The organism is Leptospira alstonii serovar Sichuan str. 79601 (assembly GCF_000347175.1).
Lineage (GTDB): Bacteria > Spirochaetota > Leptospiria > Leptospirales > Leptospiraceae > Leptospira > Leptospira alstonii.
The window spans coordinates 1-26926 of sequence record NZ_ANIK01000035.1 but is presented as its reverse complement, the minus strand read 5'-3'; the positions used below and the strand labels follow the sequence as shown (position 1 = coordinate 26926).

31 protein-coding genes and 1 pseudogene are annotated in these 26926 nt (G+C 39.3%); 11 read left to right on the top strand and 21 right to left on the bottom strand.

The window, feature by feature from the left end:
- Positions 1 to 13: 13 nt before the first annotated feature.
- The 3 genes from LEP1GSC194_RS08465 to LEP1GSC194_RS08455 are packed head-to-tail and all read right to left on the bottom strand — an operon-like array spanning position 14 to position 4190.
- A complete protein-coding gene (locus tag LEP1GSC194_RS08465) occupies positions 14 to 1576 on the bottom strand; it encodes a hypothetical protein (protein WP_020773260.1) in 1563 nt (520 codons plus the stop codon).
- A gap of 23 nt (positions 1577 to 1599) precedes the next feature.
- Positions 1600 to 2283 carry a hypothetical protein gene (locus LEP1GSC194_RS08460; RefSeq protein ID WP_020773195.1) on the bottom strand — a complete coding sequence of 228 codons (684 nt, stop codon included), beginning with the start codon at positions 2281 to 2283 and terminating at the stop codon, positions 1600 to 1602.
- Entirely contained in the window at positions 2280 to 4190 is a 1911-nt protein-coding gene (locus LEP1GSC194_RS08455; RefSeq protein ID WP_036041822.1) for a hypothetical protein, read from the bottom strand. Before LEP1GSC194_RS08455 ends, LEP1GSC194_RS08460 begins: the two co-directional genes overlap by 4 nt.
- A 57-nt stretch (positions 4191 to 4247) precedes the next feature.
- On the opposite strand from LEP1GSC194_RS08455, the gene LEP1GSC194_RS08450 reads away from it, so the two are divergent.
- The 7 genes from LEP1GSC194_RS08450 to LEP1GSC194_RS22230 all read left to right on the top strand — a co-directional run bounded on the left by LEP1GSC194_RS08450 (position 4248) and on the right by LEP1GSC194_RS22230 (position 8318).
- Positions 4248 to 5450 carry a baseplate J/gp47 family protein gene (locus LEP1GSC194_RS08450; protein ID WP_020773336.1) on the top strand — a complete coding sequence of 401 codons (1203 nt, stop codon included), beginning with the start codon at positions 4248 to 4250 and terminating at the stop codon, positions 5448 to 5450.
- 5 nt (positions 5451 to 5455) lie between these two features.
- Positions 5456 to 6055, top strand: a complete 600-nt coding sequence (locus LEP1GSC194_RS08445; RefSeq protein ID WP_020773306.1) for a hypothetical protein — start codon at positions 5456 to 5458, stop codon at positions 6053 to 6055.
- Positions 6045 to 6821 (top strand): hypothetical protein, encoded by a 777-nt coding sequence (locus LEP1GSC194_RS08440; RefSeq protein ID WP_020773248.1) that lies wholly within the window; start codon positions 6045 to 6047, stop codon positions 6819 to 6821. The genes LEP1GSC194_RS08445 and LEP1GSC194_RS08440 overlap by 11 nt, the downstream gene beginning before the upstream one ends.
- A 50-nt stretch (positions 6822 to 6871) precedes the next feature.
- Complete coding sequence (locus LEP1GSC194_RS08435; RefSeq protein ID WP_081605062.1) at positions 6872 to 7261, top strand: hypothetical protein; 390 nt, start codon at positions 6872 to 6874, stop codon at positions 7259 to 7261.
- A 6-nt stretch (positions 7262 to 7267) separates the two neighbouring features.
- Complete coding sequence (locus LEP1GSC194_RS22950; protein WP_232424453.1) at positions 7268 to 7432, top strand: DUF6171 family protein; 165 nt, start codon at positions 7268 to 7270, stop codon at positions 7430 to 7432.
- A 35-nt stretch (positions 7433 to 7467) separates the two neighbouring features.
- On the top strand, positions 7468 to 7776 hold the full coding sequence (locus LEP1GSC194_RS08430; RefSeq protein WP_020773316.1) for a hypothetical protein: 309 nt from the start codon (positions 7468 to 7470) through the stop codon (positions 7774 to 7776).
- Between the two features lie 260 nt (positions 7777 to 8036).
- Entirely contained in the window at positions 8037 to 8318 is a 282-nt protein-coding gene (locus tag LEP1GSC194_RS22230; protein ID WP_198288894.1) for a hypothetical protein, read from the top strand.
- Here the strand turns inward: LEP1GSC194_RS22230 and LEP1GSC194_RS08420 are convergent.
- The 16 genes from LEP1GSC194_RS08420 to LEP1GSC194_RS08345 all read right to left on the bottom strand — a co-directional run bounded on the left by LEP1GSC194_RS08420 (position 8315) and on the right by LEP1GSC194_RS08345 (position 20806).
- A complete protein-coding gene (locus LEP1GSC194_RS08420; RefSeq protein WP_020773222.1) occupies positions 8315 to 8536 on the bottom strand; it encodes a hypothetical protein in 222 nt (73 codons plus the stop codon). The two genes, LEP1GSC194_RS22230 and LEP1GSC194_RS08420, sit on opposite strands and share 4 nt — an antisense overlap.
- 50 nt (positions 8537 to 8586) lie before the next feature.
- The gene (locus LEP1GSC194_RS08415; RefSeq protein ID WP_020773221.1) at positions 8587 to 10791 is read right to left on the bottom strand and encodes a ParB N-terminal domain-containing protein; all 2205 of its coding nucleotides are present in this window, start codon (positions 10789 to 10791) and stop codon (positions 8587 to 8589) included.
- Between the two features lie 5 nt (positions 10792 to 10796).
- Positions 10797 to 11258 carry a hypothetical protein gene (locus LEP1GSC194_RS08410; protein WP_020773301.1) on the bottom strand — a complete coding sequence of 154 codons (462 nt, stop codon included), beginning with the start codon at positions 11256 to 11258 and terminating at the stop codon, positions 10797 to 10799.
- Between the two features lie 17 nt (positions 11259 to 11275).
- Positions 11276 to 12388, bottom strand: coding sequence for a hypothetical protein (locus tag LEP1GSC194_RS08405; protein ID WP_020773334.1), 1113 nt, complete (start codon positions 12386 to 12388; stop codon positions 11276 to 11278).
- The gene (locus tag LEP1GSC194_RS08400; RefSeq protein ID WP_036041817.1) at positions 12385 to 12630 is read right to left on the bottom strand and encodes a hypothetical protein; all 246 of its coding nucleotides are present in this window, start codon (positions 12628 to 12630) and stop codon (positions 12385 to 12387) included. Before LEP1GSC194_RS08400 ends, LEP1GSC194_RS08405 begins: the two co-directional genes overlap by 4 nt.
- The gene (locus LEP1GSC194_RS08395) at positions 12609 to 13160 is read right to left on the bottom strand and encodes a hypothetical protein (RefSeq protein WP_020773228.1); all 552 of its coding nucleotides are present in this window, start codon (positions 13158 to 13160) and stop codon (positions 12609 to 12611) included. The genes LEP1GSC194_RS08400 and LEP1GSC194_RS08395 overlap by 22 nt, the downstream gene beginning before the upstream one ends.
- Before the next feature lie 6 nt (positions 13161 to 13166).
- Positions 13167 to 14144 carry a hypothetical protein gene (locus tag LEP1GSC194_RS08390; RefSeq protein WP_020773288.1) on the bottom strand — a complete coding sequence of 326 codons (978 nt, stop codon included), beginning with the start codon at positions 14142 to 14144 and terminating at the stop codon, positions 13167 to 13169.
- Positions 14141 to 14500 (bottom strand): hypothetical protein, encoded by a 360-nt coding sequence (locus tag LEP1GSC194_RS08385; RefSeq protein ID WP_020773196.1) that lies wholly within the window; start codon positions 14498 to 14500, stop codon positions 14141 to 14143. Before LEP1GSC194_RS08385 ends, LEP1GSC194_RS08390 begins: the two co-directional genes overlap by 4 nt.
- 86 nt (positions 14501 to 14586) lie before the next feature.
- Complete coding sequence (locus LEP1GSC194_RS08380) at positions 14587 to 16026, bottom strand: PBSX family phage terminase large subunit (RefSeq protein ID WP_051997429.1); 1440 nt, start codon at positions 16024 to 16026, stop codon at positions 14587 to 14589.
- Complete coding sequence (locus LEP1GSC194_RS22945; RefSeq protein WP_232424452.1) at positions 15974 to 16288, bottom strand: hypothetical protein; 315 nt, start codon at positions 16286 to 16288, stop codon at positions 15974 to 15976. Before LEP1GSC194_RS22945 ends, LEP1GSC194_RS08380 begins: the two co-directional genes overlap by 53 nt.
- A 341-nt stretch (positions 16289 to 16629) precedes the next feature.
- Positions 16630 to 17586, bottom strand: a complete 957-nt coding sequence (locus LEP1GSC194_RS08370) for a DNA-methyltransferase (protein ID WP_020773303.1) — start codon at positions 17584 to 17586, stop codon at positions 16630 to 16632.
- Positions 17583 to 18473 carry a helix-turn-helix domain-containing protein gene (locus LEP1GSC194_RS08365; protein WP_036041813.1) on the bottom strand — a complete coding sequence of 297 codons (891 nt, stop codon included), beginning with the start codon at positions 18471 to 18473 and terminating at the stop codon, positions 17583 to 17585. Before LEP1GSC194_RS08365 ends, LEP1GSC194_RS08370 begins: the two co-directional genes overlap by 4 nt.
- Positions 18474 to 18718: 245 nt before the next feature.
- The gene (locus tag LEP1GSC194_RS08360) at positions 18719 to 18979 is read right to left on the bottom strand and encodes a hypothetical protein (RefSeq protein WP_020773302.1); all 261 of its coding nucleotides are present in this window, start codon (positions 18977 to 18979) and stop codon (positions 18719 to 18721) included.
- A 16-nt stretch (positions 18980 to 18995) separates the two neighbouring features.
- Complete coding sequence (locus tag LEP1GSC194_RS08355) at positions 18996 to 19208, bottom strand: hypothetical protein (protein WP_017808651.1); 213 nt, start codon at positions 19206 to 19208, stop codon at positions 18996 to 18998.
- Positions 19205 to 20446 carry a hypothetical protein gene (locus LEP1GSC194_RS08350; RefSeq protein ID WP_020773323.1) on the bottom strand — a complete coding sequence of 414 codons (1242 nt, stop codon included), beginning with the start codon at positions 20444 to 20446 and terminating at the stop codon, positions 19205 to 19207. Before LEP1GSC194_RS08350 ends, LEP1GSC194_RS08355 begins: the two co-directional genes overlap by 4 nt.
- Positions 20447 to 20458: 12 nt before the next feature.
- Positions 20459 to 20806 carry a hypothetical protein gene (locus LEP1GSC194_RS08345; RefSeq protein ID WP_020773343.1) on the bottom strand — a complete coding sequence of 116 codons (348 nt, stop codon included), beginning with the start codon at positions 20804 to 20806 and terminating at the stop codon, positions 20459 to 20461.
- 759 nt (positions 20807 to 21565) lie between these two features.
- On the opposite strand from LEP1GSC194_RS08345, the gene LEP1GSC194_RS21230 reads away from it, so the two are divergent.
- The 4 genes from LEP1GSC194_RS21230 (at position 21566) to LEP1GSC194_RS08325 (ending at position 25827) form a co-directional block, all read left to right on the top strand.
- A complete protein-coding gene (locus LEP1GSC194_RS21230) occupies positions 21566 to 21952 on the top strand; it encodes a helix-turn-helix domain-containing protein (RefSeq protein ID WP_061218455.1) in 387 nt (128 codons plus the stop codon).
- A 391-nt stretch (positions 21953 to 22343) separates the two neighbouring features.
- Complete coding sequence (locus LEP1GSC194_RS08335) at positions 22344 to 23222, top strand: ParA family protein (RefSeq protein ID WP_020773281.1); 879 nt, start codon at positions 22344 to 22346, stop codon at positions 23220 to 23222.
- Between the two features lie 9 nt (positions 23223 to 23231).
- Positions 23232 to 24188 carry a ParB/RepB/Spo0J family partition protein gene (locus tag LEP1GSC194_RS08330; RefSeq protein WP_020773237.1) on the top strand — a complete coding sequence of 319 codons (957 nt, stop codon included), beginning with the start codon at positions 23232 to 23234 and terminating at the stop codon, positions 24186 to 24188.
- 412 nt (positions 24189 to 24600) lie between these two features.
- A complete protein-coding gene (locus LEP1GSC194_RS08325) occupies positions 24601 to 25827 on the top strand; it encodes a hypothetical protein (RefSeq protein ID WP_020773340.1) in 1227 nt (408 codons plus the stop codon).
- A gap of 60 nt (positions 25828 to 25887) precedes the next feature.
- Here LEP1GSC194_RS08325 and LEP1GSC194_RS08320 read toward each other — a convergent pair whose 3' ends face one another.
- Together LEP1GSC194_RS08320 and LEP1GSC194_RS08315 are read right to left on the bottom strand one after the other, a co-directional pair.
- Positions 25888 to 26538, bottom strand: a complete 651-nt coding sequence (locus tag LEP1GSC194_RS08320) for a tetratricopeptide repeat protein (protein WP_020773212.1) — start codon at positions 26536 to 26538, stop codon at positions 25888 to 25890.
- A 12-nt stretch (positions 26539 to 26550) separates the two neighbouring features.
- Positions 26551 to 26926: pseudogene (locus tag LEP1GSC194_RS08315) on the bottom strand (galactose oxidase); the annotation flags it as partial.

Below are 26926 nucleotides of genomic sequence, written 5' to 3'. Positions count from 1 at the left end.
TTTTTAATTTTTTTTAACTTCTAAAATTACTTTCGTAGTTTGAAGAAGAAGGCCCCCATTTAAACGAAACGTTCGTATTTGCCTTTGCGCTACCGGGTGAAAATTCGTCCACTACGTCCGTGATATATCCGAATTTGCAAATTTCTTCTTCGGATATAGGGTACTTTTTGGAAGGATTAAAAAGGATTTGAAAGGGCATTCCGGGTCTTAGAGGAATAAAGGGAAGATCAAAAGATCCGTTCGTTATTTTTAATTCTTCCAAATCGCAAAAAATTCGAAATAACATATCCCGAATCCCGGAAAGTTCTTTCTTGTAGTTTTCTTTGTTTTTAGTTTTTAAGTTTTCTTCCTTAAAAATGAGTCCCGGAATTTTTACGTGTAAAAGTCTCGGTCCAAATATGGATCTGATTTTATCCGCGTATTTTGGTTCTGATAACACGGTACCGAATTGCTGGAATGTATTTTGAATTACGTGAACCCCTGATACCACGTTTTCCTCGTTTTCTTCGATTCTAAAGTTTTTTAAATCCTCTAGTAAAAACGTATATACCGCATCGATTCCGAAGTTTTTTAAATCCCTGTATTTACCGTCCTCTGAAAACATATAAAAGGGAGTCGGGCGAAAAACTACTTTTGATTCTTTACTACCGACTTCGTATTCTTCTAAGTGAGGAGATCCGATTTCTCCAAACGAAATCCCTTTTCCAAAAATTCCCTCTATCTCAAAAGTTTCCAACGGATCTACAAAAAGTTCATAGAGCGGTTCGCACAAATAGGAACGTAGAATCTCCCAAAAATTCACGTACTGTCCGATCGTAAAAGAGCTAATTACTTGGGATTCGTATACGAAAAACTCCGTGTATGCTTTTTTAGGTAAGAGTATCGACAAGGCCGCATTCGGATCTTGGGAAGTGGTCGGACGTAATACTGGATGATCCGCGAATCTTGTAACGTTCATAAGCTTACAAAAAAACTCGTCCCAAAAGTTCTTTAGAAGGTCTTTTAGTTGTCCTTGTAAAAAAACCTTAGCTGCACTTGTAATCACGCCCGCATACGATTCGCCGGTTCTTGTTTGGGGTGCGCCTTCCTCTCTTTGGTAGTCGATAAAAAAGTCTGTGTCCGTAAGTAAAGTCTCCATCGGAGTTATTTGTACGCTTACAAAACTTTTACCGTCGGGTGAATACTCAAGAGCCCTACTTTTTATCTTCCCTGCGTTTAGTTTTTTAAATCCGATCGTTTTCGTGCTTGGAGAAGAATTATCGTAGTACAAAAACACAAGACTTCTTACCCGAAATATATCCTTGAATTTTAAACTTTCCGGGTTTTCAATTTGAGAAAGCGGAAGCGGTTTTGTTTCTCCGTATTGAATTACGTATTCTTCTTGCAAGGGAATCGAAAGTGAAATCCCTCCTCGACCGGCACTTAAAGACCTGTGTGATTTGATTTGAGTGACATACTCAATCGGAAAAAAGATATTTTTAGAAGAACCGGGAAGATGGATTTCGAGTGCAAACGATTTCGGTGGGATCGATATGTCACTACGAGACGCAATCGAGATTTTTTCATCCTCTAACATACAAAAAAAGAAACCTTTATTTTTTAAATCGGAGGACTTGTTTTTGTAGGTGCTAAAGGCCCCGGGTTATACGTGTGGCCGTGATTGTTAAAGGACTTTTTAGAAGAGATTAGGTCTTTTTCCGATTCTATTTCCCCGCTTGCTTTGATTTTTCCTTTGACCTCCAAGTCCCCGGTGATTTTGGTTTTGGCCGTTATTTCTAAATCAGTAAAATTTAATTTTCCTTTCTTTTCTAAAAAATCAAATTCCAAAACGATACTTAAATCCGAGTCATACACTTCTATTTTATTCGTTGTTTGCCTGACACAATAACCGGATTCGTGAAAGTCGATGATATCCGTATTCGGATCTAAAAAGGAAAATTTCTTCCAAAACATACTTAAAGAATCAAACTCGCTGTCTTTTGTCGCAAACGGAAACGTTTTCGTTATCACGGGACTTCTAAATGACCCGCCGATGAATTCTAGAAGTACTAATTGATCTTTTTTTAATGAGAAGGCCCGTCCGTGCGCCTTCCCGTTTGAAAACAATGCGGGTCCGAAATACCTGACTTTTAAAAATTGTTCACCGAAAGTTGTCAGGACGTTCGCTCTAAATCTGGGAAAAACTTCCGTTACGGTTGCAAATACGGGAGGCGCAAAACGAGAATCCAAAGACTTTATTTTTTCTTGCCAGTCAAAAGAATCGTTTGTAAAGCTCCCACTCATACGGAAAGAATAACACTCCCTCCGGATATCGACTCCAATTGGAAATTAAAATAGAAAACATCCCCCTCCCCTACGGCCCCTAAAAATTTTGCGCTTTTAATTCTCGGATCGGACCGAAATTGATTTAAAAGATTTGTAATACTCCCTTTTTTAAAAATCTCATCCGGGTTTTCTCCCGGTAGGATCGGGTTTCCAAATTCGGACGCACCGATCAATGAACCTTGTACGATATCGATTAAATCCAACTTTTCATTGATTAACGTCTCATCCCCCTCGAGGAGACTTAAATCACCCGTGGGAGAGATTTCAATCCCTCGATTCGGATTTAGTCGTATATCACATCCGATGAGTGCGATTTCTAAATCCTTTGGACTTGGATTGTCCGGAAGGGTTGTGAATACGTTAGTGTTTGTTCCATACGGGATTTTAATCGCCCTTTTGGTTAAACTTGTCGTGTCTTGTGCGTTATTATATTTGGCAAGGGAAAGTCCGAGTTTTAAGTCTTTTAACTTTTTTTCGGCGATACTTTCCCAGGTATCTCCAGGGCTAACGTGGTATATTGAAAATTCGTTGTCAGTGGATGCAAGGTTTAGGGCCGCTTTTATTTCGATTAAAATTTCTTTGGAAGTTAAGACGAACTTGTATACGTCGTTTTCTATCCAAACGCTTAAATCCGCGTTCGGTTTTAGTGACATTGCCTCGATCGAACCTGAATCGTCTACGGAGATTAAAACTTGAGAAATTGAAGTAACTAGGGAATTGCAGTCGTTTGTAGCCGTATCTAAATTTTGTCTAAATTCGGCTTCATTTGAACGGGATTTTTTAGATGAAATATCAATTTGATCCGAAAGCTCATCCGAGTGTAATCCTCTTTTTTTGGTTTTTAGAGAGAGTTCTAATTTAGCGTTTTCGAATGTTTTTCTCGCAAGTTTTCCTTCTATACCAAACTGATCCTTCATTCTGTCCCAGGAGGTAAGTAGTCTTTTGGTGGAACTTGCAAACACCTGGATTCCTCTTGCAACTCCGAGTAACGCGCCCGATATTTTTAAAGGAAGGTTCACTAAATTTTCAATTTCGTTCATAAGGCCGGAAATCGTTCTAAACGCGTTAAAATTCGACCTCACTAACTGACTTGTAATTCTTGATTCCAGTTCTTTTACGACCACTAAACTTAAGGAATATTTGTAAGTGTTGGTATCGGATACCGATCTTGAAATCGTAAAGCCGTTACTTGGAATGACTACCTCTACGGTTCTATTTCTATCGTAGTCTCTGAATACGAAGGCGTGTGTTTTCCAGGTAAGTCTTTTTTCAAGGAACAGTTTTATGATACTCGACGCTTGCGGGTCGTTGGTCGTATATTCCACTCTTTCTAAATTTCGAGAGTAGTGGAGTAGGAACATAAAGTCCTGGAATTCCTGTAGGCCGCTACGAAACTCCCCTCCCCCGAGACTTAAATAACTGCTTCTCAACTTGTCGTAGTAACTTCCGATTTTATTTTTTAATATCGTTTTACCGGCTGAAAAAGCGGACTGTACAAATCCGGACCCCGATTCTCCCGGTATCGTAGATCTAGGTTTTTGGGGAAGTCCTAGGTGATAGATATGGAATTCGCCTTCTAGTTTAATTTCGTGATTGTCCGGTCCAAAGTCTACGACTACTACTCCGCCGAATGTTTTTTCTATGTTGGTTCTATTTTTAAAATTCTCCGTATACGACAGCGGACCGTTTACAAAAAAATATTCGTTTGAGTCCCCTTTCGTAATCGAGTATTTTCCGCTTTTTTCCTTTTCATAGAAGGCGAAAGAAAATACGTTTTGAGCCTCATACGTCGGTGCAAGGCTTCCTGAAAACCCCCCTCCCGTTACCGAATTAAATCCTGATGTTGCAAGACCCATGATTCCCACAAAAAAGAATCTAACACCCGCTTACGTGTATCGGTTTTTTTTCCGATACCTTTTTTTATGTTTAGTTTTAAGAACGTGGCTTACGTTCCCAAAACCGAACTTGAATACAAAATAGCGATTCAAAATTTCCTAATCTCTACGGGTTCTAGACTTTGTAACTTCAATCCGGGTTCTAGGATTTCCACTTGGATCGCGGCCATTGCCTCCGTTTTAGCCGAAGGCGATCTTAGAACCCTCAACGGTTTTGACTACTCGATCCGGGAAGGAATATATACAGCACTCGGGTTTTCAAGGCTTCCGGGTTTAAGATCGGTTGGTATCGTTCGAATCGAACACCAAGGCCATACATCTCCCGTTCCAATTCCGATTTTTACCCTCGATCTTTTCGGCCTTATGTACGAATCCGTTCTACCTACTTCCATCGAAGTGGGCCAAACCTTTGGTGAAATTGAAATTCGGGCCAAAGAGCCGGGTGTCGACTTTAATATTCGTAGGCTTTCGATCGATACGGAAGAAGGTCTCGGTACCTTAAATATTCAACTTCCTGCAAATACTCGGGTTTGGAATCCGAACGATTTTGCGGGAGGTACAAATAAAGAAAGCGAAGAAAATCGTCTTAAAAGATTTCGTAATTTTATCGTTTCTTTGGGTAGATCCACACCCCTCGGTATCTATACCGCTACGATTTCTATTCCAGGTATCGCCGGAGCGCAACTTACTACAAACGTAAACCCCTTTTCGGGTCAAAGGGAATTCGGTTGGATCAATTTGTATGTCTCAGACGGCACGTCAAATCCTCCGCAATCCCTCCTTGACTTCGTTCAAAAAACAATCGAAGGGGATTTACAAGACCCTGAAAATTTCCCCGGGTATGCGGCCGCTGGCACTTGGGTTTGTGTTTTTAAAATCCCGGTTCTTGGAATCTCGGTTAAATTTCATTTAGAAATATTAAATAATTCTCAAGTCTCAATCGATGACGCGATCTCGGTCGCAACAAACGCAATCACAACTTATCTCAACACCCTTCCGGTTGGTTTTGACGTTTTACTCAAACAAGTGGAAGGTACTATCCTTAAAAGTCATCCCGACTTTTACAAGGTAACGATCTTAGAACTCTACGGAAAACTTGCGACCGACCCCGTTCCAAATACGCCGCCGATTCCAAATGACGTTAGCGTTCCTCCCACGTTTCTTCCAAGAACCGGCGGTTCGTCTCTGGGCGTGATTTTGGGTTCCGCTTCCAAATCCGAACCCTCTTAAGATATATGGCTTTAAATAAACTTTTAGAAAGACTCCCTCAGTTTAACGAAACCGACCCTACGTTTAAAGAACTGTTCGGCGACAAGTCCCGTCCCGAGTATCTTCCGACAACGAACGTCAATGATATAAACGTAGGCGCGCTTTTTAATTCCGTTGAGTGGCATTTGAGGTATCAAGAACTTGCCACACACTGCGCGGTTTTGTCTAACACGGAAGGTCATTTCCTTAGAAAGTGGGCAGAGCTTCTAGGAATCGAGCGACCTTTGAATATGAATGATCCCGAGTTTGTAGGCTACATCCTAGGATACGTTCTTTCTAACGAACCTACGATTCCAAAAATCGGACAGATTTTTCAAAGGCCTGACTTTGCGGTTTTACGATGTAACGAACTCGGGTTTGCAACCGACGTATCGGCTAGTGATACCGGCCTTTTTCTTCCGGGTCCCGATACGAACTCGGTTTCGAGTATCGTCACACCCGACAGAGGTGTGAGTTACATTGTCGCCGAAAACCTTTCTTCTTTTAAAGACATTCAAATCACACAACTCAATCGAATTCTTGCGGCTGGCACCGCCGTTTTTCTTGGAGCTAAAAATGGAAACTGAAATCTTAATTTCCGGTAACGAAGTCAAAGTCTATTATCAAAATCTTTTTCAAAAAGTCACAGCAGAAGATTTTAACAGACTCTCGGGGGCTGAAAGTTCAAACTCGATCGTTCCGGCCTTACTTTCTGCGATCCTTGCAACGATCAACAGGGATTCGGATACAGCAATCGGTTTTGAAGTTTCCTTAACGGGTCCGAATACGATACAAGTGAGTTCCGGTATTTTTATAAGAACCGACTGCGTTTTTATCGTTCCCGCTTTAACTTTAACCCCTAATCCGAATTCGCGAGTCGGTATTTATGAAATTGCTCTAGAATCCTCTCTTACCGACGAAAAAGCGGTTCCTATTTTTAATTCAAGCGAAAGATTCCAACCTCAAACAAGGCCCACAAGAAAAACTTTCAGGTCCAGAGTTTTCGAACAATCCGTTAATTCCCAAAATCTTCCCTCTGTTTCTCCGAACCGAATCGGTTTGTTATCGTTTCAAAAAACAAGTGTCGGTGGTGTCATTTCAAACGTTACTCGCACTTTACCCGTCTATGACCCGAAACTGATCGGAATCGACGTGGAATTAAACCCCGGAATTTTAGACAACGAGTCTCTTGCCAGTGCGATCAACTGGATTTACGAACACCTTGAATCAAAGGATTTTTTAAAAACCACCCCCTCCCCCGGTTCTACAAGCAAGAACTGGAGGGTTAGAACTCAAGGTAATTTTTCCTATTGGAGCGATAACGAAGGAGCCACCTGGCTCCCTTTCGCATAACCCCGCCGAGTGGGCCTTCTTCTCCGGTAAGCGGAGCAAGCGGCCATTGGGTGGGGAATTTAGGTTCGAATCGTTACGACGTTTTTCCAAAAGGCTCTTACACTATCGGAGACACTTGGTACGTTGTGGACGCTCATCTTGATTACGGTTATTCGGTTACGGACTGCAATCAATGCGGTGGTAGCGATTCCTGTTTTCAAAAAGGGCCTTGGTTTGATTGTCTTCCTTGTCCCGGCGGCTATTCCAGAAGTGTCAGTATTAATCTTTGCTGGGTGGGTGGCACCACCTTTGTTTGGTGTTGCACCACTACGTGTTGTATTCACACATGCAACTCTTGTTATATTCCGGACTGGTATACTCGTTACAGAGTTTTTCGTTATGAATTTTTTCAGTGGAAACCGGTCACGACTTACCTCGTTCACGGTAGGTATTGGAGTTAAAAAAGTATGATTAAAAAGGAAAGTGATTTTTCTAAAAAACGTTTGGAGACTTGTTTGTCCTGTCCTTTAATTTTAAAGGGGTTTTTGTCGGAGCAGTGTAGCGTGTGTGGTTGTTTTGTGCGTCTCAAAACAAAATTAAAATCAGAGTCTTGTCCGATTTTTAGGTGGTAGATTAGTATATGAGTTGTTGCGGAGGTACAAAAACAATGAATCAAGATTTAATTTTTCAACAGATCGGTCAACTTAGCCAAATTGCAAGAAACAAAGGACGATCGGAAAGCGAGGCGGCCAGTGACGCCTACAACTTTGTGCGGGGACTTCTTTTTCGCGCAAACGAACTTTTTAAAAAATACCCCACTTCTAACAAAGACCTTCTTTTTCACCAAATGTCAACGCAAGGGCTTACCCTTTTCCATACAAACGACAATCAGGAAGAAATCTTAGACCTTGTTTCCAAGTCAGTCTCCTCTTATGCGGATATGTCGAGATCTTTGGCGGAAGAATTCTCTAAATAATAGATCTTCAAATTTTAAAAGGTTTAACGTCATTTTTCGTGACCCATTTTCCGAGTTTTTTTCTCTTTTTTTTAAAATTGGAAAAAAGAAATCGGGACTGTTTTTTTATTCACTAAGTCTTGCTGTTTTCGGGCCTTGAATTCGTTCTTTTTATTTACAGAAATCCCAAAATAGAATATTAAGGTTTTAGAAACGTTGTGGATACTTTTATTTATGCGTTAAATTCGGAATCTAAATTTTCAATCGGTCCTAAAATTAATTTGATCCCCTTCGGGTTTCCGGACTCTAGCGATATCCACGATTTAAAAGATATCCAAAAAGGACTTTTTAAAGGTCGGTTTCTAGTTTTGATCGGACTCAGTAAAACGTACGGCTTTAAAAACGAGCATAACTTAAATTACAATCGGTCCGTAGTTTTAGAGGATCTTACTCTCTGGGTTCGTAGTAAAAACGAAAACGAACGGTTTTTTATGTGTTCCGACTTTTTAATCAATTCGAGAACCCCTTTCCAAAACTTCGTTCTTTTTTTAAAAGACTTTTAAGTTTCGTTCTCTTTTTGCTGTAAAAACTTCTCATAGTCCCCGAGTAAATCCTCTTTGATTACAAATTCCAAAAGCCTGTCTCGGTCTACAAACGTCCTATCTATATTTTGCCATATTTCATCAAATACGGAGTGTGTAAGTTTTTGAAAATACAACCCTTCCGTAAGTAAGGCTCTATTTCGAAGCACTTCCGGATGATGTCTGAAAGATTTACTCAAAAAAAATTACTCTTTTTTCCTTTTACTTGTTTTTGGAAGTATCGGGAAAGTTAGATTTCCACTTTCTTTCCTTTTGAAAGTTCTAGGGTTTTTTTAATTTTTTGTAAAAAACCTTTTGCAAATAGTAGAGGTGTACTCGATTCGTTTTCGATCTCTTTCAATTTACTTTGAATCGAATTCTTTATTAAAGTCAAATCCTGGATTATGACTCCAAGTCTTCCGAGTACAGAAGACGATTCCACGCCTTTGTCCGCGCTAAGTGCGAGTGAGGCCGCTAGCTCCTTTACAACCTGTGGATTTAGGGAAGTGATATTGTCGCCAAGCGGCCTTTGTATGCTTTTGGTTAATCCGTCGAGCATGACCTCAAGCATCTTTTTATTTGCGGACGCTTTCTCTTTGGAAACGTTCTTTAGTGCCTCTTTTTGTATATCCGTCGCTACGTAATCAAAATCAAAATTTTCTAATTCTCCACTTTGTAATTCTTTGATATAGTTTTGGAGTACGCTTGCACCCCTACTTCCGTATTTGGACCTATTTTCAGCGTACCACTTAAACGCTCTGATTTGCATTGTGTGAGAGGGTTTGTCGTTTGCATCTTTTGCGTTCATCCCTATCACCTCTGCAATTCCAAGAGGCAAAGATCTGTCTTTTTTGTGTACGAGTGCAAATAACTCAGGTGATAAATTATTGAGTGCTAACCTTTTATTTACTTCCCCGACTTTGATTCCTAGTTCTTCCGAGATTTTTTTTACGTCCCATCCGTTTTTTACCATTTCCCCGTAGGCTTTGGCTTCGTCGGTTGCGAGTACGTTTCGTCTGTGATTTTCTGAAATTTGTGCAACCAGCCGATCGTTTTTAGACGCGAAATTTTTTTCGACTACCGGTATTTCGATATTTTGCGACAAATGCCCTTCTTCGATTAGCTCACGCACCGCTTCGTATCTGTGGTGACCGGCAACAACGGTCCACTTTCCTTCTTTTAAATCGACCGACAAAGGAAAGCTCGGATCGTATCCATTTTTTTTTATTTTAATTTTTAAAGTTTCGATTTGATTGCGATCGTAGTCTTTTTTTGCCGTATATTGTTCGATGACTCTTATTTGTGAAAAGGGAAGTTTTGTCGGATGAGTATTTCCTTTTTTTGGTTTTTCTTCTATTTTCTTTTTCGGGTGTTTTTTAATTTTTGTTTCTTCGGGTGTTCTTTTCTCTCTCTTTTTTGGGAGTGTAATCCAACCGCTTTCCGTTTTTTTATGCATCCGCCCGTCATTCCATTCTTCTTCGGTTCCGATTAAATCGGGCGGCCTGCCTACATCCGCTTTTTGTAGGTTTGAGATTAGATGCGTGGATTTTTTTACTTCTAAAAGAAGACTTTTGTAGACGGACTCTTCCTCCATTTCTCCATACTCTTCTTTTTGAAAGAGTTTGTTTTGTGGAGTGTTTATGTTTTTTAGTGTGCTTCTTAAATGAGAGAGTTTTGATTTTAAAAATTCTATTTTAGGATTTTTTAATTCTTTTTTGGTGTTTTCGGTTTTTAACCACTCCTTAAACTCTCCTACGGTTAATTTGACGATACTACCGAACCCCTTCCAATTTTTCGGATAGTTTTTTATATATCCGTTTCTGGCCGATTTTTCGTCGTGAAACCCAAGCATTACCTTGTGTTCGTCGAAATTTCCCTCCTTGTCTTTCTGATTGATTACGAATACGACCCTTGATTCTTTGTCGGGTCCGACAAATACGTCTACATGGTCGCCGTCTGTTTTTTTTATGTATCCATAGTCGTTATGGATTTTGTTTCTCCATTTTTTTCCGTGGGAGTCGGTTCCTTCTCTATATGTCCCCTTTTTATTTTCGATTCTGATTTCAATCCCTTGGAGATACGTTTTTTTGTAGTTGCCCTGCCTTTTTTGTCCGGGTAGTAGCTTTGATTTTTGAATTTCTTCTTTTTGTTCTGGGGTTTGGACTGCTTTTGATTTTTCTTTTAGATAGTTTGAAAGATAGGAGGCTTTGAGTGTTTTAAATTCTTTTGACAGTTGGATACAGGCCCCTTCCGACAAAGTTTTAGAGGAATGTTTTAGTACCTTTAAAAACCCTTCTTTTAATAGTGAGTTTAGTTCTTCTTCGTGTGAGTCCGGCCCATCACTCATCGCCATTTCCTGCCAAGACGGATTTTCTTTCGTCATTGCCAGGTGAATTTTATCTAAGATTATTTCTGCGAGTTCGGAAGTGATATCTTCTTTTTCTAATTCTTCCAAGTCTCTTATTCGTTATTTGCGGGGGTTAGGATCTTTATTTCATAGAGCTCTTTTTTTAGGGCTTGTAATTGGCCTGAGTCCAGTGATTTTACAAACCCTTTAAAACTTCCCGCTTGAAACGAGATTCCAAACGGCAATAGAAGGACTATAGGATTTACTTTGTGTAACAAACGAAAGGGTTTTACGACTCTCTCCTCAATTCTTTTTAATACACCGCTTAGATCCTTAATTTCTTTTTGGTTGTAGTGTAGAATCATCAACTGTCCCGGCACTTCGGTTCTAAATTTGATTTTGTGTCTCCAGATACTCCAGGCAAGTTTCATCATCCCGATTAGATACATTGGAAAGAGTGCGTTTAATTTTAGGGTTTCTATGAATTTGGATTCTTGATTTTTCATTTTCAAGAAAGTGTGCGTTTTTTCTTTAAAGGTTTTAAACTTCCAATCCGCTTTTAGTTTTAGTTCCATTTGTTTTTTCCTTACTTTTAAGTACGTGTGTTTAAATTCGATATCGGTTTTAGTTTAAATATTTTCGGCTTTTCCCTGTCTTCCCCGCTTCCGCCTTCGATAAAGCCGGAGATTCGAAAGCTCGGGTGATAGTCATAAATTACACTATATCCGTTTTTCGGTTTATCGGTGATCCATTTGATTTTGGAATCTCCGAATATTACAAAGTCCTTTCCTAATTCGTGGGTTTTTAGTCCCGTTTTTTCTTTCGTAAGTATTTTTTCTACGCGGGTTATGGGAGAATAGGAGAGTATGTCATTGCTTGACGATTGCCAAGGGACGTATTCGCTAAACCTAAGCGTTGAGGAAAGTAGCGTGATAATGTCCCCTTGTCCGACATTGTATCCGGCTCCGATTACGGCCATTATTTCGCCCTCTTGGAAAGTAATCTGACTTCTATCAAAAATCCTGCGTGCATCGGTATCCACTCGATACGTTTTGTATCCGACTTTTACCGGATTGAAAAAAAGGATTTTTAATCTGTAGAGTCCATTGACCCTTTTTGGAAATACCACCGAATTGAGTGTAAAGCTTGAGTGTTCTATGAGTTCCGGTTCTTTGCCTTCCTCTATTTTAAAAACTTCTTTTACTCCGACGATTGCGCCTAACGGTATTTTTGGAAATAGGACGTATTCGTTTTCTCCGTATCCCTCTACACAAATCTCTTCGAGCATCGATACTTTGTAATGTAGCAGTACGCTATTCCAATATTTTAATGTCTCTTCGACTTCGATGTACTCATCACATATCCTTTTTACATTCAGTTTTTTTTGTGTTTCTCTTGAGATGAGTACCGCATTTTTTACTTCCGTTATGGGCGCATACCGGGTATATATTTTATTTCCCTCTATCTTCCAACTCAGTTCCTCGGTTATTTCTAGTTCCTCTTGGAAAGTCCGAATCATTCCTTCAAAACAATATTTACAATCGGGAACTCTCTCCTCCCCCGGACAGGGGCAGGGGGTTAGTCTGTACCAAAGACAAGATTCCCCCCGCCTTTCAATCATTTCCTCATTGGTTAGAGGAGTGAGTACGTTCGGTTTGGTTGTGATCGAAAAGGGGGTGTTTCCCCCTCTACCGCTTTTTTTCAAAGTCTTTTGACCCGAGTCGCCTGGGTCACATACTCAAATCGTTTTTTGTCGTACCCGCGCCTCAGTTCAAATGTGACCGGTAGGCCGTGAATAATCTCTTCGTCTTTGATACTCGAATATTTCGCGTTAAAAAAATATTCTTTTCCGTTCGATTCTACAAATCCGTAGCCTCCTTTGTTTAAGGTTCGGTTCCAAGGGATGTAACGGGTTATTTTTCCGGTTAAATTGTTTTTAGTTTCCAATCGATGTATTTTATGAGCCAAGATTCTTTATTTGAATCTTCGCTACACGTAGGTTCCTCCCAGACCCCTACTCTAAATACTCCGGATTTTTTTATCGGACCATACATTCTTTCTAACTGTATCCATTCCTCGTTGGCCTCCGCGTTTTGCTCATATATGTAATCGGTTCGAAGCCTTGCCTTTGCATCCCTTAACCTTCCCTCCCGAAATATTTCACCGATTTCGTCGTCGTCCTCTTTCTCTTCTTTTTCAATGTCTATATATTCGTATTCGTGGGAACAATTCGGATGAACCGGACAACAGAGTCTATATTTAGAATATTTTAAATTTCCGTTACTTTTTGCGGGCCATACCGCGATTTCTGTGATCGAATCACCGCTAAACTTGTCTTCACCTAAGTATTTTAGTCCCAGGTTTTGCATATACTGAGGGTCTTTTAAGTGTTCTTCGGAAGGAAATACGCGGGCGACTTGTCCTAAAAATTCAAGGCATTTGTCGCAAGATACAGGTGCTTTATTCGTCTCTTGCAAGTTGGGTTAGTAATTTCCTCCGCCAAACCTTACATACGTTGGAGTTTGTTTTTCGTTTGCGAGATAGAGTAATTTGCCGTTATTAAAATTGATTGAGACTTCCGTATATGCAAATCTTCTCATATCCCGGTTTAAATGTCTTATGACGAGTTCTTCATACTCTTTTTCTCTTTCTCCTCTTTCTTCCGCGCTGATTCCTTCTTCAAATAACCCGAGGGCCTCTTGTATTTTAGTATCGTCTGGTGATATCATTAAACTCTGTATCTCTTCTAACCCCGCGTTATTTGCGATCGCCGCCGCGATTTGTTCCCTATACATTTTTGTGATTAATTCATGCGCCTTACCTTTTCTTTCTCCGTTCTCGTCGTATACCGCAAGCCACTCTGCTCCGCGCGCCTGTGCATAGAGTAGTCCATAGGTTTGTTCTTTTGTGAGTCCTAACTCCTCTTCGAGTACTTCTATATCCTCAAGTCCCGGTAAATTGTGGGTGGTTGCAACTTCTGAAAATTCAGGGATAGTCATTTCTTTTAAGTCACTCGCGTCTTCCCCTTCACCGATTAAATACTCTGCAATGTATCCGAGAATGGACGCTTTGTTTCTTTCTTTCAGGTATACCCGGTTCCAGTTTTGCGCTAAAAAATCAAATATCTCCCGGTCAACTTCTTCTAAGTCTTCTCGGTTTATGACACCTTCCGGAAATTCAAGCCGATTCGTTTTTTTTGTAAGATACGAATAGTCTTTTGTAGGATCGGGAGTTACCAAAAGTGTTCTCGGTAAATAGGTTCGCCTTACGAGAAGTTCTCCAAAATACCTCCGTCTTAAAACTCCCATCACGTCGGACCAAAGTGATTTTTGAATTTTTATATCGTATATTTGATTCGGTTTTCCGAGTAATTCAAATTGTAGGGATAGTAAATAGTAGCTCCAAGCGTAGGAGAGTTCGCGAACTACCCTGTATTCCGATAGCGGGGATTCCCGTTTCAATTTTCTTCCCTTTTCTCTTTTAGTAGTTTGGACGCCTTCCAAAATAGGATATGGAGTACCGTTTCTTTGTCGTTTTGGTTTGTTACCGAGGAACACACACTGTCAAATAGGATTTGTCTATCTCTTGAAGATAGTCTTCCGATTCTTTTGGCAAACTCGGTATCGTTTGTTTCCTCCGTTCTAATTTTTCCCGTTTCCCTAAGTAGTCTTATGGCCTTTGTAAAAATTAAATGTAATACCGTATCCCGAGTTTGGTTGTTTATCACCGATGAATGTAGACTGTCGTAGAGTGTTTGTTTTTGTTTTTCATCTAGGCTTAATATTTCTCTGATTAGGTCCGTTTCTTCTTCTTGCACTTTAATTTTTTTCCTTTCATCCCAAATCTTTTTAATCCTATTATACGATATTTTTGTTCTATCGGAAAAAACGCCTTGCCCCCTTTTTATTTTCTATACGTAAACGAATTCGGATCGATTCCAAAACTTTTGAGCCTTTGCATTCGTATCTCTTCCACGCCCGTAACTTTTTTTGCCTCGATTGCAGTTCTTACGCTTTCTAAATTCGAGGTTACGATTCTATTTTTCCTTCCCACAATTTTAAGCGCGATATACCGTAACGCATCCATCGCGTGGTCGTGGTTTTTAATCGGATTCTCTTTTGCGTTTTTGCCGTCTTTTGGTTCTTCCCAGGAATAGATCGAAAACTCTTCTATCGTATGGACACACGTTCTAAATATCTTCAACTTAACTCCTTTTTTTCCCGAAAGGAGTTCGAACAATGCTTGTATCCCGGTTGTGACGTCCTTATCAGCCGCAAGCGTTAAATACCCGCACTCCGCCATCGTCGCCCTGTCCTCCGCGTCATGGTCGGCTACGATATACAAATTCGGTTTTCGTTTTGTTTTTAGGATTTCACAGTGCGCCCTTACCGTTTTTGAAGTCTCGTAGTGTTCATCCGCTAAATACCAAGTTTCATTCGATTTGTCATAGTAGAGCCAAAGAAATACGAACGGATTTGTGTATCCGAAGTCAACGGCTCCCGCACAGTCCCAAGTTTTTGGGATTTCAAACGGTTCTACGATTGCTTGTTCGTAATTCGGATATACAAGTCCCTCCACGTCTACCCACTGTCCGAGATACAATCTTTCGCGCTCTACCCCGGTAAGTTCGCCCAGGATCTGTTTATACTCATCCGTTATATACGGATTGTCGAGCGGTGTCCAGTGACGCCTTGTCATTCGTTTTAGTCTGTGGTGTGGTAAAGCTTTTCCGGTTTCGGGGTCTTGTCTTAATACAAAATATTTATAGATCCAGTGAAATCGGTTTCTTGGGTTACAATCCACAAGAAACTTGTTTGTGAGTTCTGGTCTCACATACGAAATTCTTGATTTAATTTTTTGGAATGTTGCGTATGATATTTGGGTCGCTTCGTTGATAAAGATGGTGTTGAACTCGGTCCCCATGATCTTTTCTACTCGGTCTGAATCGTCTAGTCCAGCTCCGTAGATTTCAGATCCGTTTGAAAAACTGATTACGTGATCGGACTCGTTGATCGTATAATCTCGGTTTTTTACAAAACCCATCTGCTTTAGGCATGGAAGCAAGGTTTGTTTCCATACCGACATTCGTAAATGATTGAGTCTGTAACGTGCGATTAGGTGACGGGACTCGGGGGATATCCAAGCGCGCGATATGATCGCTTTTATGACAAGGTAGGTTTTTCCGCTACGCGCTCCTCCGTCGTAACATATCTCCGTTACCTCATGACTTGACCAGTCTTCGTCAAGGGCTTGGGATTGTTTTTTTGAAAATAAATTACTACGAGATACTTCAAGAATTTTCGGTTTGGATATATTTCTTGTTAGTAGTTTCTTTTTCCCCACCCATCACGCGCCCGCCGATTAACTTTTCTACGCTTCCGGGTTTTTCTCCCACCCCCGTTACGATCTGAATCGTCACCTGGCTTTCCACTTCTTCTAAAGAAGAGTTTTGGTGTATAGTATCTGTGAGTCCGAGGGATCGGAGAAGTTCCTTGACGAGTATATTTCTTGCTTTGATTAAAACGGATAGTTCTAGGTTCGTTGTATTTGGATCTAAGATCTTTTCTTTGAATAGATTTAAGTACAGAGTAGCCTCCGTATTCATTCTAGAGAGCAAATTAGTCGAATTTGTGAGGATTTTAAAGTCCATTTTTTTCCTCACTTTTCCTCGAATTTCCTCACGTTCATTTTTCCATGAATTTCTTAGTATAAGGTTGTCTAACGTTTTGTAGTCGATTTTGTATTTGTTACATATCAGTCTTCTTTTGGTTCCTTGAACGAAATCCATTCTGATTTTTTCTATTTCTTTTAACGAAATGGATTTGGAATCTTTCTTTTTTACCTCCTTTTCTTTGTCCGTTTTCTTGATGGTTTTTTTCTTTTTGGGCGGCATACATTTCGAATTCTTTCGAACTTTAAAAAAGGATTGTTGGTTCTCGTTTTTGTTTAAGAGACAGTCCTGAGTTCCCATTCCTCTAAATTGTTTTTGGCCTCAAGGCAAGACCTGATATCCAAATCGATTCCGAGGAAACTTCTTCCTTGTCTTAAAGCCGCCTTCCCGACCGTTCCTTCCCCGACAAACGGATCGAGTACCGATCCGTTTAAAGGACTTCCCGCTAATATACAAATCTCAAACAATTCCTCGGGTCCGACCGCCGTGTGTCTTGTCCGGCTATTCGGTGTCTGGATTTGCCAGACACTTCGTCTTGTGGCTGTTAAATCAAAATTTTTAATTTTGTTCTCTATTATCCTTTTTTTAAGTTCGGAGGGATTTTCTGCGTTTGTTTCTTCGTAATTTTTTAGGCCGTTTGACTTTTCTTTTCCGTCTTCTGTGGCTAACATTGTTTTTAGTAAGGCTTGTGGATTTTTATTTTCGTTGTGGGTATTCGATGACGGAACCGATACGATTTTAGAATTGAAATAGTATTCTTTTAAATCTTTTACAAAAAACAATACGTACTCGTGGGAAAGTGTGAATCGCCTTCTTACCGATTCCGGTTTACACGACCCTATATTTCCCGTTTTAGTCGTGATTGATTTCGCCCATATAATTTCTTGTATGTAATGATACCCTATACCTTCCATCATCTCGACAAAGTGGAAAGGCACTTTCAGCGTTCGTCCGCGTCTAAACGTATCCCCAAGATTTACAAAGATTGTCGAACTCTCCTTTAGCAATTTTTTAGATTGCAAAAATACTTCTCTCAAACTTCCTAAATAGTCCACTTGATTCCCCTCTCTCCCGATCTCTAAAGGTAGAAGAGGATTCGATACGTCTAAGTAATTTCGTTTTTGAAAATAAGGGGGAGACGTTACAATACAATCAAATTGTTGTGTTGGATTTTTTAACGTTAAATTTTTTAATATTTGAAAAGAATCTCCGTGTAATATTTCGAAACTCATGCGATTTTTTCCTGACAGTAAATTGCAATCGTTTCGAATAATCTTTTGGGACAACTCCACTTCCCCGCTTCCAGTTCCGCTAGATACGACTGTGAGTATCCTATTGCCTGGGATAACTGGAACTGTGTTAATCCCGCATCCATTCTTAACTGTTTGATCCTGGTTGCGGTTTCCGAATTTTCGGGTTTATAGGTTTTGTCAAACCAAGGCGATCTGGCCGCACTTGCACTTTCTTTTAAAACCTCCTTTAATTTTCCCCTCCACTCGTATTTGAGATTTTTTCCAGATACGATTAAAAGAAAACTTCCGTCTGTGAGCCCGGTTAGACTTAATACCAAGCCTTTGATTTTTTTCTTTGACCACAGCTCGCTTAATTCTTCTATACTTTCTTCTTTTTTTACTCCCGTTTTTAATTTTTTTAGATCCGAGTAAACCGTAGTTTTGGATATTCCCGTTAGAAAAGATACTTCTTCTATTCTGTTTTTTTTAATTTCAGGGGTTAATAGATCCGGACAGTAAGCCTTATATATTTTGATTCTTTGTTTGTGGCCGATTTGAGTTCTTAATATTTTCCTAGATATCATAAACCCGAGTTCGTCTTTCGGGTTTACGATATATCCGTCTATTGCAGTCCATCCGAGGAGTGTAACCGCGTGGATTCTATTTTCTCCGGACAAACAATGATACTCGCCTTTTTCTTTGTCATATCTTACGGAAATCGGTTCATGTAGTCCGATTCTTCTTATATTCTCCGCGAGTTCGGTTATATACCTCTCTGGTTTCTCTTCGAAGAGTTCTTTTTTTCTCGTATCAAATACGATTTTTTTTAGTTCTATTTTTGTGAGTTTTAGTTGGTTTCCAATATTTCTAACTTTTTCTTCTTTCATCCTTCCTGGATACTTCCCCTTGTACAAAAAGGTCCATTCCTGTTTTTTTTATTCGTTAGAAATATTAAGGACTGTCTATTGACTTTAAATTTTCTTTTGTTTTGGTTGAAAGGCGGGTTATTTTTTGTTTATTGTATTCGAATATTTTAATGATGTCTTTTTTTAAAAAGATGCGGGGTTCTTTTTATTTTTTCCCGCCTTTTTAGTTAGGTTCTTTTTTTTCTTTAATCTTTTTTCTCCTTTTTTTAAGCGGCGATCAAATTCCCGTTTCGCCATATTTTAGTTTTTACGGGCCGGTATTTGCTCTTTTCGGAATATACGTATTTTTGTACGGAGTATTCCACCCCCTCGGGTGCAGTCTCTTGCAAGTGTGTAGCTTCCTCGATCGCTTTTTTGCGAGCGTCCTTGCCTTTAAAGCTTTGTCCGATCGCTCCCCAAAGTCTTGGAGAGTTTTCGGTCGGCTGCATGTGTTTGTAAATATGGTATTCCTCTCTAATTCTTTCCATACCTGTAACACTCTTTTTATTGAACGTCGTTTTGTTTGTGCCTTCGATTTCTTCTTTGTGCGTCAAGGAACCGAATCGCGTCATACCGATCTACATACAATATTTCTCCGTCTTTAATTTTTACGAAAAAGGTCTCTCCGTCTTTTAACGACTTTTGTATATACGCGTTTTCTTTTTGTATCGTTTTCAATTTTTCTTCTTTGGTGTTTTGTTCAAGTACGCTATTCATGCGATTTTTTCTCCCATTTTGATTTCTATCTGATTTTCAATTTTCGGTATTTCCGCATTCGACGCTTTTTGCAAATGGGGGGAAATTTGCGAAAAATACTTGTCATACAAGATTTTCTTTGTTCCTTCAAATTTTGCCGGGTCTCTATTCGTTTCGAAATACTCTTGGGTTGTTTTTGGGAGTTTTGCTCTTCCCCACTCCAAAAAGATTTCATAGGGATCGGTGATTGCTATTTTTAGCTTAAATTGTTTTTCTTTTTTCTCTTCTTTCGGTTTCTCTTTTTTTTCATTTTCTTCGTTCACTTTTTTGTTTTTAAAGATTTGGACTTTTTTTTCCCTTTCAAATAACCTCGACCAGTATTTTGAAATCGTCTCGGGGCTTACCGGTTGATTGTTCCAAAATTTCACATCTTCTTTTCTGAGTGTTGTGAGTAAGTTCACTTTCGATTCGATTAAACTCCAGTCGCCTTGAGAAGTTTTGTACAACCACTCCAATGCTTTTAATTCCGAGTGCGGTTCTCCCATATAGCCTCCGTGATTTTGTTTGTAGATCTTTTGAAAGGATTCCAACCAACTTTCGGGATAGCTGTTTTGTGGTTTGGATTTTGTTTTTTCCAGGCCCGGCTTTTGCGGGTGCGGGGTGGGTTCGTTCTCTCTAGTAGTTTTTGTTTTTAGTTTTTGGTTTAAGAGTACTTGGTTTGTTAGTTCTTGGTCTTTAGTATTTAGTAGGGGTCGGTTTTCCACGACAGGTAAATCCACTCCCGGTTTTTCGGGGTGTGGTAAATCCAGAAGTGGTATTTCCACTCCTAGTTTTTCCAGGTGTGGTGTTTTTTCTTCCGCTTCTTCGGATTCAAATAGGGTTGGTTCTAATCTTGGATCGATTCCCTTTTTCTTTTTAGCTGTTTTCGGTGGTGCAGATACTTCTGGCTTTTTTGTTTCTTCAAAAAAATACCATCCGGACAGATATCTTCCGGTTTGTGGGTCTCTTTCTTTTCGATATTCTGCGTATCCGAAATGCGCGAGTGTTCGAAACCCGTTTGCAGTCGCGCTTTCGCTATCCGAGGAGTGCATACTAACTTCTTTCGGATTTGCTTTCCAGTCCGGGGGAAGTTGTAAAAGAAAAGTTAGGAGTCCTTTTTCTTTCCATCCGAGTCTTTTATCCCTCAGATATTTATTGTCTACTACGGTGAAATTATTTGTTTTCTCCGTATGAAAAATTCGCTCTGTCGTCGATTTCATAATACAAAATCCTCAAGCGACTTCTTCTTCGAGTTTTCCGGAGGCGACTTTGCAGTAGGTTGAAAATGATATTTCAGTTCCTTTTTTGCCGGTTTCTTTCCAGGTGTGTTCTATATATTTTAGGATCTTTTCGGCTACGTCTATCGAGTAGGTGTAGTAGAATAGATTTCGTTTGTGTGTGAACTGTAATCCAAACCCCTCCCCGATGAGTATCTCAAGGTCCGGAATTTTTAGACTTTCATAAATGTCGTTGTCGTTTGGTAGTTTTCTCCAGTGGTTTCTAAATAGGATCAACTCCAGCCTTGTTTTTTGGGTTTCGTTTTTCTCGTGTGTTAGGACAGGTTTTCTTAATGTTTCCAACGTCATTTCCTAGGAATAATTTTCTTTTTTTCGCATATTTTTTATTAATCCGTCTTAGGATTTCGGTTTGAGTTTGGCGTCTAAATCGATATCGGAAAATTTCTATTCCGAAAAATAGTACGCCGGTAATTATCGTTATCAAGGTTATCCAATCCATTTTATCTTTTTTCTCCTTGCTCCTTCCTATTCTCGTTTAAGTTCTTCCAGATACTTCAAATGTTCTTCGATTAGCCAATCCGCACCCCACGCGCGCGTCGGATGTTCGAAGACAACTTCCTTTGTTTTTTGTTCGTATACTTCGTAGTTTACACTCCCCTCCCCTATCGGGCTTATCCTATATTTTTCTAAAGGGTCCACTTTTTGTTTGTTTTAGTGTCCAAACTATTTCATTTTAGCCAGGCACATTACAGTTTCGGAATATCTTGGCTCTTCTTTCATTTTTTACTGCTTGTCCCAAAGCGAGGGTTTGGTATTTTTGTTTCGTATTTTACGTATTTTTTTCGACTAATTCAATTGTATTCGGGATATATATTATATTTATTGAATGGACAAAGACCATGTTTAGAGGCTTTTTTCTCGTTCTTTTTGAAAGGCGGTCCGCTTGCAAAGTGGACTAACGTTACAATTTGTATCAAAAACACATCGTTTTCCATTTCTTTACTTTTTTCCTGTGGTATACACAGTAGAAGTAGATATTTGCCATAAAGTCCCAATATGGGACTTAGTAAAGTCAAAAAAATCCCAAAAAGAGACTATTTCATGAAATCAAAATTACAGTCAAAAAGCGAGCGGTTTGATGCGATCCGTAAAGATTTGAAGCTCAATGTACCGAAAATGGCTAAATTTTTAGGTGTTGGACGGAGTACTTATTTTAGATATCGAAGCGGTGAAACCGAGTTACCTGAAAGTAGTCGTGTAATTTTTAGACTTTCGGGTTACGACGACAATTGGATAGATTCCGGATTTGGTAAAATGAAATTAGAGGATTCCGAACATTTGGTCGAAATGCAGAAAAAATTGAAATTACTTATGAAGCTCGACACTTTCGAAATTCTCCCCTATATCGAAAGGCTCCCGGAGGATCTTTCTCATGAACGCAAGAAACAACTGAAGGATTTTTTTGCATTTTTTCTATCTCAATCATAATATTAACGCATACTTTTTCCAACGATTTTTCCAACGCCTCCCCTCTCAAAGCTTCGCTTAAAAATATTTTTATTTTTTCTCTGATTTCTTGTTTGAGTCTTTCATTTTGTCCGGCTTCCATTTTTTATTTCCTCACTTATCTCCCTAATTTTTATTTATTTCGTTAGGGTCAATGATCATGCGAGTCGATAGTTTTACCGGTTGATAATTTGGTTAATGTTGAGGTTTAAGAAATATATTTTTTGATAAGCTTATAGGCCGTACATAAAACTCACATTATTATTCCTATATTTTTGTTTAGGACATCCGGATGCACTTTTGTTCTCGAACATTTTTCCGGTTTCATAAAATTCTTATTTTCTATATTATGTCTCTTTGATAAATTTGCAACATGGCTGTTTTTGTAATAAGCAACCCAAAAGGTGGAAGCGGTAAATCTACTACAGGATTTCATTTTATCATTTCCTTAGCAAAAAATTCACAAACTGGACGAACCTTAGCACTTGATTTTGATATGCAAGGCGATCTGACAGACGCCTTTTTTCCAGATGTGCCAATCGAAGAGTTTGATGAAGCAAATACTCTTACCGTCATCAAAGGTGAAACTTCGCTCAACGAATCTATTCGAGAAATCCACGGAGTAGATGTATTAGTTGCATCGCTTGAATTGGAAGACTATGGTTACTTTGCTACGAAAAACCAATCGCTTATACCAAAAATAGGCTCGCTTGTTAGAAATTCATCGTATGAACATGTGGTCATTGACACCCCGGGTTCGGGAGCTTCAGAAGTAATCTCTGCATTTATGGGTGCTGATTATATAATTATTCCCGTTAAACCGACGAAATGGGCGACTAGAACTATTAAACGCGTTTTGAGAAAAGTTAATGAAGCGCAAGACTACATCAATCAATACCAAGACGGTCGAACGTTGGAAGTTTTTATTGTACCAGTACAATGGGGTCACCCAACCAGTCCATCGATTCGTTCTATAAAAATTTTAGAGCAACTACGCAACTACAATAATATATTAAAGCTCTTAAAAGAAAAGGAGCACGGATTTGAATTAGTGAAAAATCCACATGTGACAGATCCTATTCCTTATATACAAGAAATGGATGATCGAACTGAAAATGGAGAGCCGTTTAAACCTAATACTAAAGGCTCCGAATATTATGAGCGATTAGTAGAGGAAATCTTAACATTCCATAAATCAAAAATATCGAGCAAAGTGCATCCGGATGTCCTAAACAAACGGTTAGTGCATTAGGATTTCAATATGGCAAAAAATAGAATATTCGATCTAAGCAACTCCGTTGCAAATACGACCTCCGCAAGAGATGGAGAATCCTCAAGCAAACCAAGAAAATCTAATGTTTATCTAAATCAACTCTATGACGCAAGTAACCAACCCGAAGGAGAATTAACTAAAGTAAAGATTGATCTCATAGACGTTTCTGGAAATCCAAGAAAGCAGTTCACTCAAGAATCTATTAAAGGACTTGCTCGCAATATAAAATCTATGGGACTTTTGCAACCCATAGTAGTCAGAAAAAAAGGGAAGTCTTTCGAACTCGTTGCGGGGGAAAGGCGGATACGAGCAGCGAAATTAAACGGTGATATATTTATTGATGCTATAGTCAAAAATGTAGATCAAATCGACCCACTTTTTATTCCTGAATATCGTTTAGTAGAAAACCTACAAAGAGAAGATTTAAAAGACATCGAAACCGCTTTATCATTAGCCGAAATACGTGAGCGAAACAATTATTCTATTTCTGATCTCGTTGCAAAGTTTGGGAAGTCGGAATCTTGGGTAAAACAAAAATTAGCACATGCAGCTATAATAGATAAATTAATATCAGGAAAGAATGTCCAATCAATCGAAACGCTTTCAGAGATACCAACTTCAATAATTTTGAGTATAAAACCACAACTCGAAAAAAATCCTAATGAAGCATTGTCTTGGTTACTCCCACAATTAAAAGAAGGTATAATTCCTAAAAGAGCGGAATTTAAAGAATATGCTATAAAAAACAAAGTGTCTACTAACAAAGAACCGCAAAAATTTAACACTGAAATTGAAAAATTAGAAGATCGAATTATTCGTGCTAAAGAAAAGATTAAAACAATAGAAAATCGTATTAAAGTTTATCATAAGCAGATCAAAGCCCTACAGAACAATGAAACAGCAACTGGTTATAATAAATTTCTAAAAAAACAAAAAGTTGAATGAATTCATTATTTTGGTCACTATCATTCTTTTTAAAAAATATCCAAAAAAAGAGTACCCAAATTATTACCCGTGTTTTATAGTACCAAACAGATCTCATCCGAGATTGAATGTGTAAGCCCGCCCAAGGGGAGGTCAGAGTCCCCAAGGGCATTCTTCCTTTAAATTCAAATAATAAATTATGTCTCTTAAAGTGCTTGACATCCGTCACGTACTTGTATCTAGTCAAAAAATCTTAGGCGACATAACTAAGAATCGGCTTCTCTGACAAATAGCCGAAACACATTCAATCGAGGACCTACCGAAACGGCTCCACGCCATATCTTTAGTTCCCCGTTTTTGAAATAGAGTAGGGTAATACCTTTACCGTGCGCGCCCGTGTATGTCCGCACCGTAAAAAAATAGGAACAAAAACATGGGCGAAGCTATATCCACGTATGCTCTGACTATACCAAATGTCATTGAGTCACTACCATTACCAAGGGCCAAACGACAGTTACTTGCGAAAATCACGGAACTTGATATCGCAGGAAAGAAAAAGGGCTTGGGTGGCTGTATTGCAAAAAATAAAACACTCGGTAACGCCGTCAAATTAGCGGAAACAACCGTTTCAAAATATATCCGCGAAATGAAACGGGAGGGATACCTCAAAGCGGGTACATTCCACGGCCACCACAGAATACTCCACTCAACTCTTCACAATGCCGTTACGATGGAAAGGAATCAGTATAATCAATCAAAATTGATAGAAAAAAATCCTAGCCAGCCTAGCGTTAATAGCCTAGCCAACGGTAACCAAGAGTACGGGGCTGTCCCGTACGAGAGTACGGAGCCTATTCTTAGTAACAAAGGTACAAACAAAACAAATAATAAAAAGAAGAACAAAACAACATCTTCTTCCCCTTCTGAAGTGAATTGGTCAAATATCTCTGAACACACTGAAATTCTGATATTGAAAGAGTGGGGGGAATACGATCACACACCTAAATTAGAAAATGCTAAAATTAAGTTATGGACCGATTTTCAAAAAGGGGAAAAACCGGAAATTATTTTGGAGACGATTCAAAAATTAATCTATATCCGAAGATCTGAAAAATATAAAACACATACTTTTTGGAATACGATACCAGTAAATATATCCTCGTCCTATTCGTATAAGGACCAGATCAAAAATACATATAACGCCCTTGTAAAATACGACTCAGGTAAAACAACGGAAAAATCCGTTAAACAAGAAAGCGTTTCTCAAAGATTAAACTTGATGAATCGAAAATACCAAGCCCCTACTTGGGAGGGTTTCTTAAACTGGTCGTCGGAACGGTTAACTAAGTCCAGTATCGAAATTCTGAAACAAGTTCAAATCAAGTTTGAAGATAACGAGACGCTTTTAATATTAAATGAAGTGCCTGAATCGTTACGGATGATAATAACAAAATATTTTACGGAAGAAGTTCAAAAGATTGTGCCGGTTGAATTTAAGAAAGCGGCCACGGAGGAAAAATCGGATCTATATTCAAAAAAGAAAACCGACATTAATAGTAATAAAGGAAAATTATCCGACGACGCATTTCCACACGAAGAGTTTATTCAAAAACTTACGGCACTCGGAAGGGGAGGGCGTTGGAGTATTTCGCTTGTATAGCCACGAAACTTTTGCGGCCACAATGGGCGTGTCAAACGATTGGCAATCAAATAATAGGCTTTATTTTCTTTTCCACAAAAGAAAGGTAAAAACCAAATTCAAAAGCGAGACGAGGGCAAAACCAGAAATGATTCCGAGATAGAGTTTTTCTCTTTTAGAAAAGGAGTCCGATTCTTTCCTGTAGGAGCCGGTTTCTTTGAGATTGGAAAGGGTAGAATGGAGTTCCGACTTCAAATCATTGATCGAACGATAAATTTCCGAATCCAAGAGAATGACCGTTTGCGATCCGGAAGATTTACGATTTTGGGAAGAACTTGAACTCAATTTTTTTTGAGTCGATGTCGTTCGGAGTAAATCAATCTCCGTTTTGAGTTCCTGATCGAAGGGCCATTTTTGACGAGCCTTTTGTAAAAGTTCGATTGCCTGGATGTGATTTCCCTTATTTGCTTCTTCCCTTCCTAACCCAACCCAGGCGGAAGAAAGAAGATATTCCGCGTGGTGATCGGAAGGATTGTTTGAAAGTAGGGAAATCGCCAGCTTTTCGGCTTCGGAATAACGTTTTTCTTCTAACAGTTTTTTACCGTTTTCGTGACTTCCGGAATAATCGTTGTCTTGTGAAAAAATTCCGAAAGAAAAGGTGAAAAGAAAAAATAGAACCCACAATGAAAACTCGAGTTTTGAAACAAGAAATGAATTTAATTTAAGTTTCATATAAGAACCTACTTACCTGTCGATCCTGATTACTTTGTGGGAGTATCTTGCGCGAGGCATCTTTAGAGAATCCAGAGACCAGGTGCTTGCGATCGGATTTTGAAGACCGATTGAGTAAACCGCGTCTGTGGGAATGTTAAGGGCGGAAGCTCCTCCAAAGACGAATAACTTTCTCGTTTCATAGGAGGCTTGAACTCCCGGATAATAAACGGAAACCGGAAGGATCGGACCGATAGCAAACGCCAGAGTTCCGTTTTGAAAAAAGTCGGTTCTGTTTGTAGTAGTAATTGAGGTGATCGGTTGTAGAGTGCTCACTCCCGTAGAACCTCCGATGACCGCAATCCATTCGGGATCGGTAGGGTAGGGATCATTATTCAAAGGTTTTACA

Excerpts from the sequence above, each read along its gene's own strand:
- LEP1GSC194_RS08465 (WP_020773260.1), bottom strand. The coding sequence starts at position 1,576 with ATGTTAGAGGATGAAAAAATCTCGATTGCGTCTCGTAGTGACATATCG.
- LEP1GSC194_RS08460 (WP_020773195.1), bottom strand. The coding sequence starts at position 2,283 with ATGAGTGGGAGCTTTACAAACGATTCTTTTGACTGGCAAGAAAAAATA.
- LEP1GSC194_RS08450 (WP_020773336.1), top strand. The coding sequence starts at position 4,248 with ATGTTTAGTTTTAAGAACGTGGCTTACGTTCCCAAAACCGAACTTGAA.
- LEP1GSC194_RS08445 (WP_020773306.1), top strand. The coding sequence starts at position 5,456 with ATGGCTTTAAATAAACTTTTAGAAAGACTCCCTCAGTTTAACGAAACC.
- LEP1GSC194_RS08440 (WP_020773248.1), top strand. The coding sequence starts at position 6,045 with ATGGAAACTGAAATCTTAATTTCCGGTAACGAAGTCAAAGTCTATTAT.
- LEP1GSC194_RS22950 (WP_232424453.1), top strand. The coding sequence starts at position 7,268 with ATGATTAAAAAGGAAAGTGATTTTTCTAAAAAACGTTTGGAGACTTGT.
- LEP1GSC194_RS08430 (WP_020773316.1), top strand. The coding sequence starts at position 7,468 with ATGAATCAAGATTTAATTTTTCAACAGATCGGTCAACTTAGCCAAATT.
- LEP1GSC194_RS08410 (WP_020773301.1), bottom strand. The coding sequence starts at position 11,258 with ATGGAACTAAAACTAAAAGCGGATTGGAAGTTTAAAACCTTTAAAGAA.
- LEP1GSC194_RS22945 (WP_232424452.1), bottom strand. The coding sequence starts at position 16,288 with ATGAATACGGAGGCTACTCTGTACTTAAATCTATTCAAAGAAAAGATC.
- LEP1GSC194_RS08370 (WP_020773303.1), bottom strand. The coding sequence starts at position 17,586 with ATGAGTTTCGAAATATTACACGGAGATTCTTTTCAAATATTAAAAAAT.
- LEP1GSC194_RS08365 (WP_036041813.1), bottom strand. The coding sequence starts at position 18,473 with ATGAAAGAAGAAAAAGTTAGAAATATTGGAAACCAACTAAAACTCACA.
- LEP1GSC194_RS08360 (WP_020773302.1), bottom strand. The coding sequence starts at position 18,979 with ATGGAAAGAATTAGAGAGGAATACCATATTTACAAACACATGCAGCCG.
- LEP1GSC194_RS08355 (WP_017808651.1), bottom strand. The coding sequence starts at position 19,208 with ATGAATAGCGTACTTGAACAAAACACCAAAGAAGAAAAATTGAAAACG.
- LEP1GSC194_RS08350 (WP_020773323.1), bottom strand. The coding sequence starts at position 20,446 with ATGAAATCGACGACAGAGCGAATTTTTCATACGGAGAAAACAAATAAT.
- LEP1GSC194_RS21230 (WP_061218455.1), top strand. The coding sequence starts at position 21,566 with ATGAAATCAAAATTACAGTCAAAAAGCGAGCGGTTTGATGCGATCCGT.
- LEP1GSC194_RS08335 (WP_020773281.1), top strand. The coding sequence starts at position 22,344 with ATGGCTGTTTTTGTAATAAGCAACCCAAAAGGTGGAAGCGGTAAATCT.
- LEP1GSC194_RS08330 (WP_020773237.1), top strand. The coding sequence starts at position 23,232 with ATGGCAAAAAATAGAATATTCGATCTAAGCAACTCCGTTGCAAATACG.
- LEP1GSC194_RS08325 (WP_020773340.1), top strand. The coding sequence starts at position 24,601 with ATGGGCGAAGCTATATCCACGTATGCTCTGACTATACCAAATGTCATT.
- LEP1GSC194_RS08320 (WP_020773212.1), bottom strand. The coding sequence starts at position 26,538 with ATGAAACTTAAATTAAATTCATTTCTTGTTTCAAAACTCGAGTTTTCA.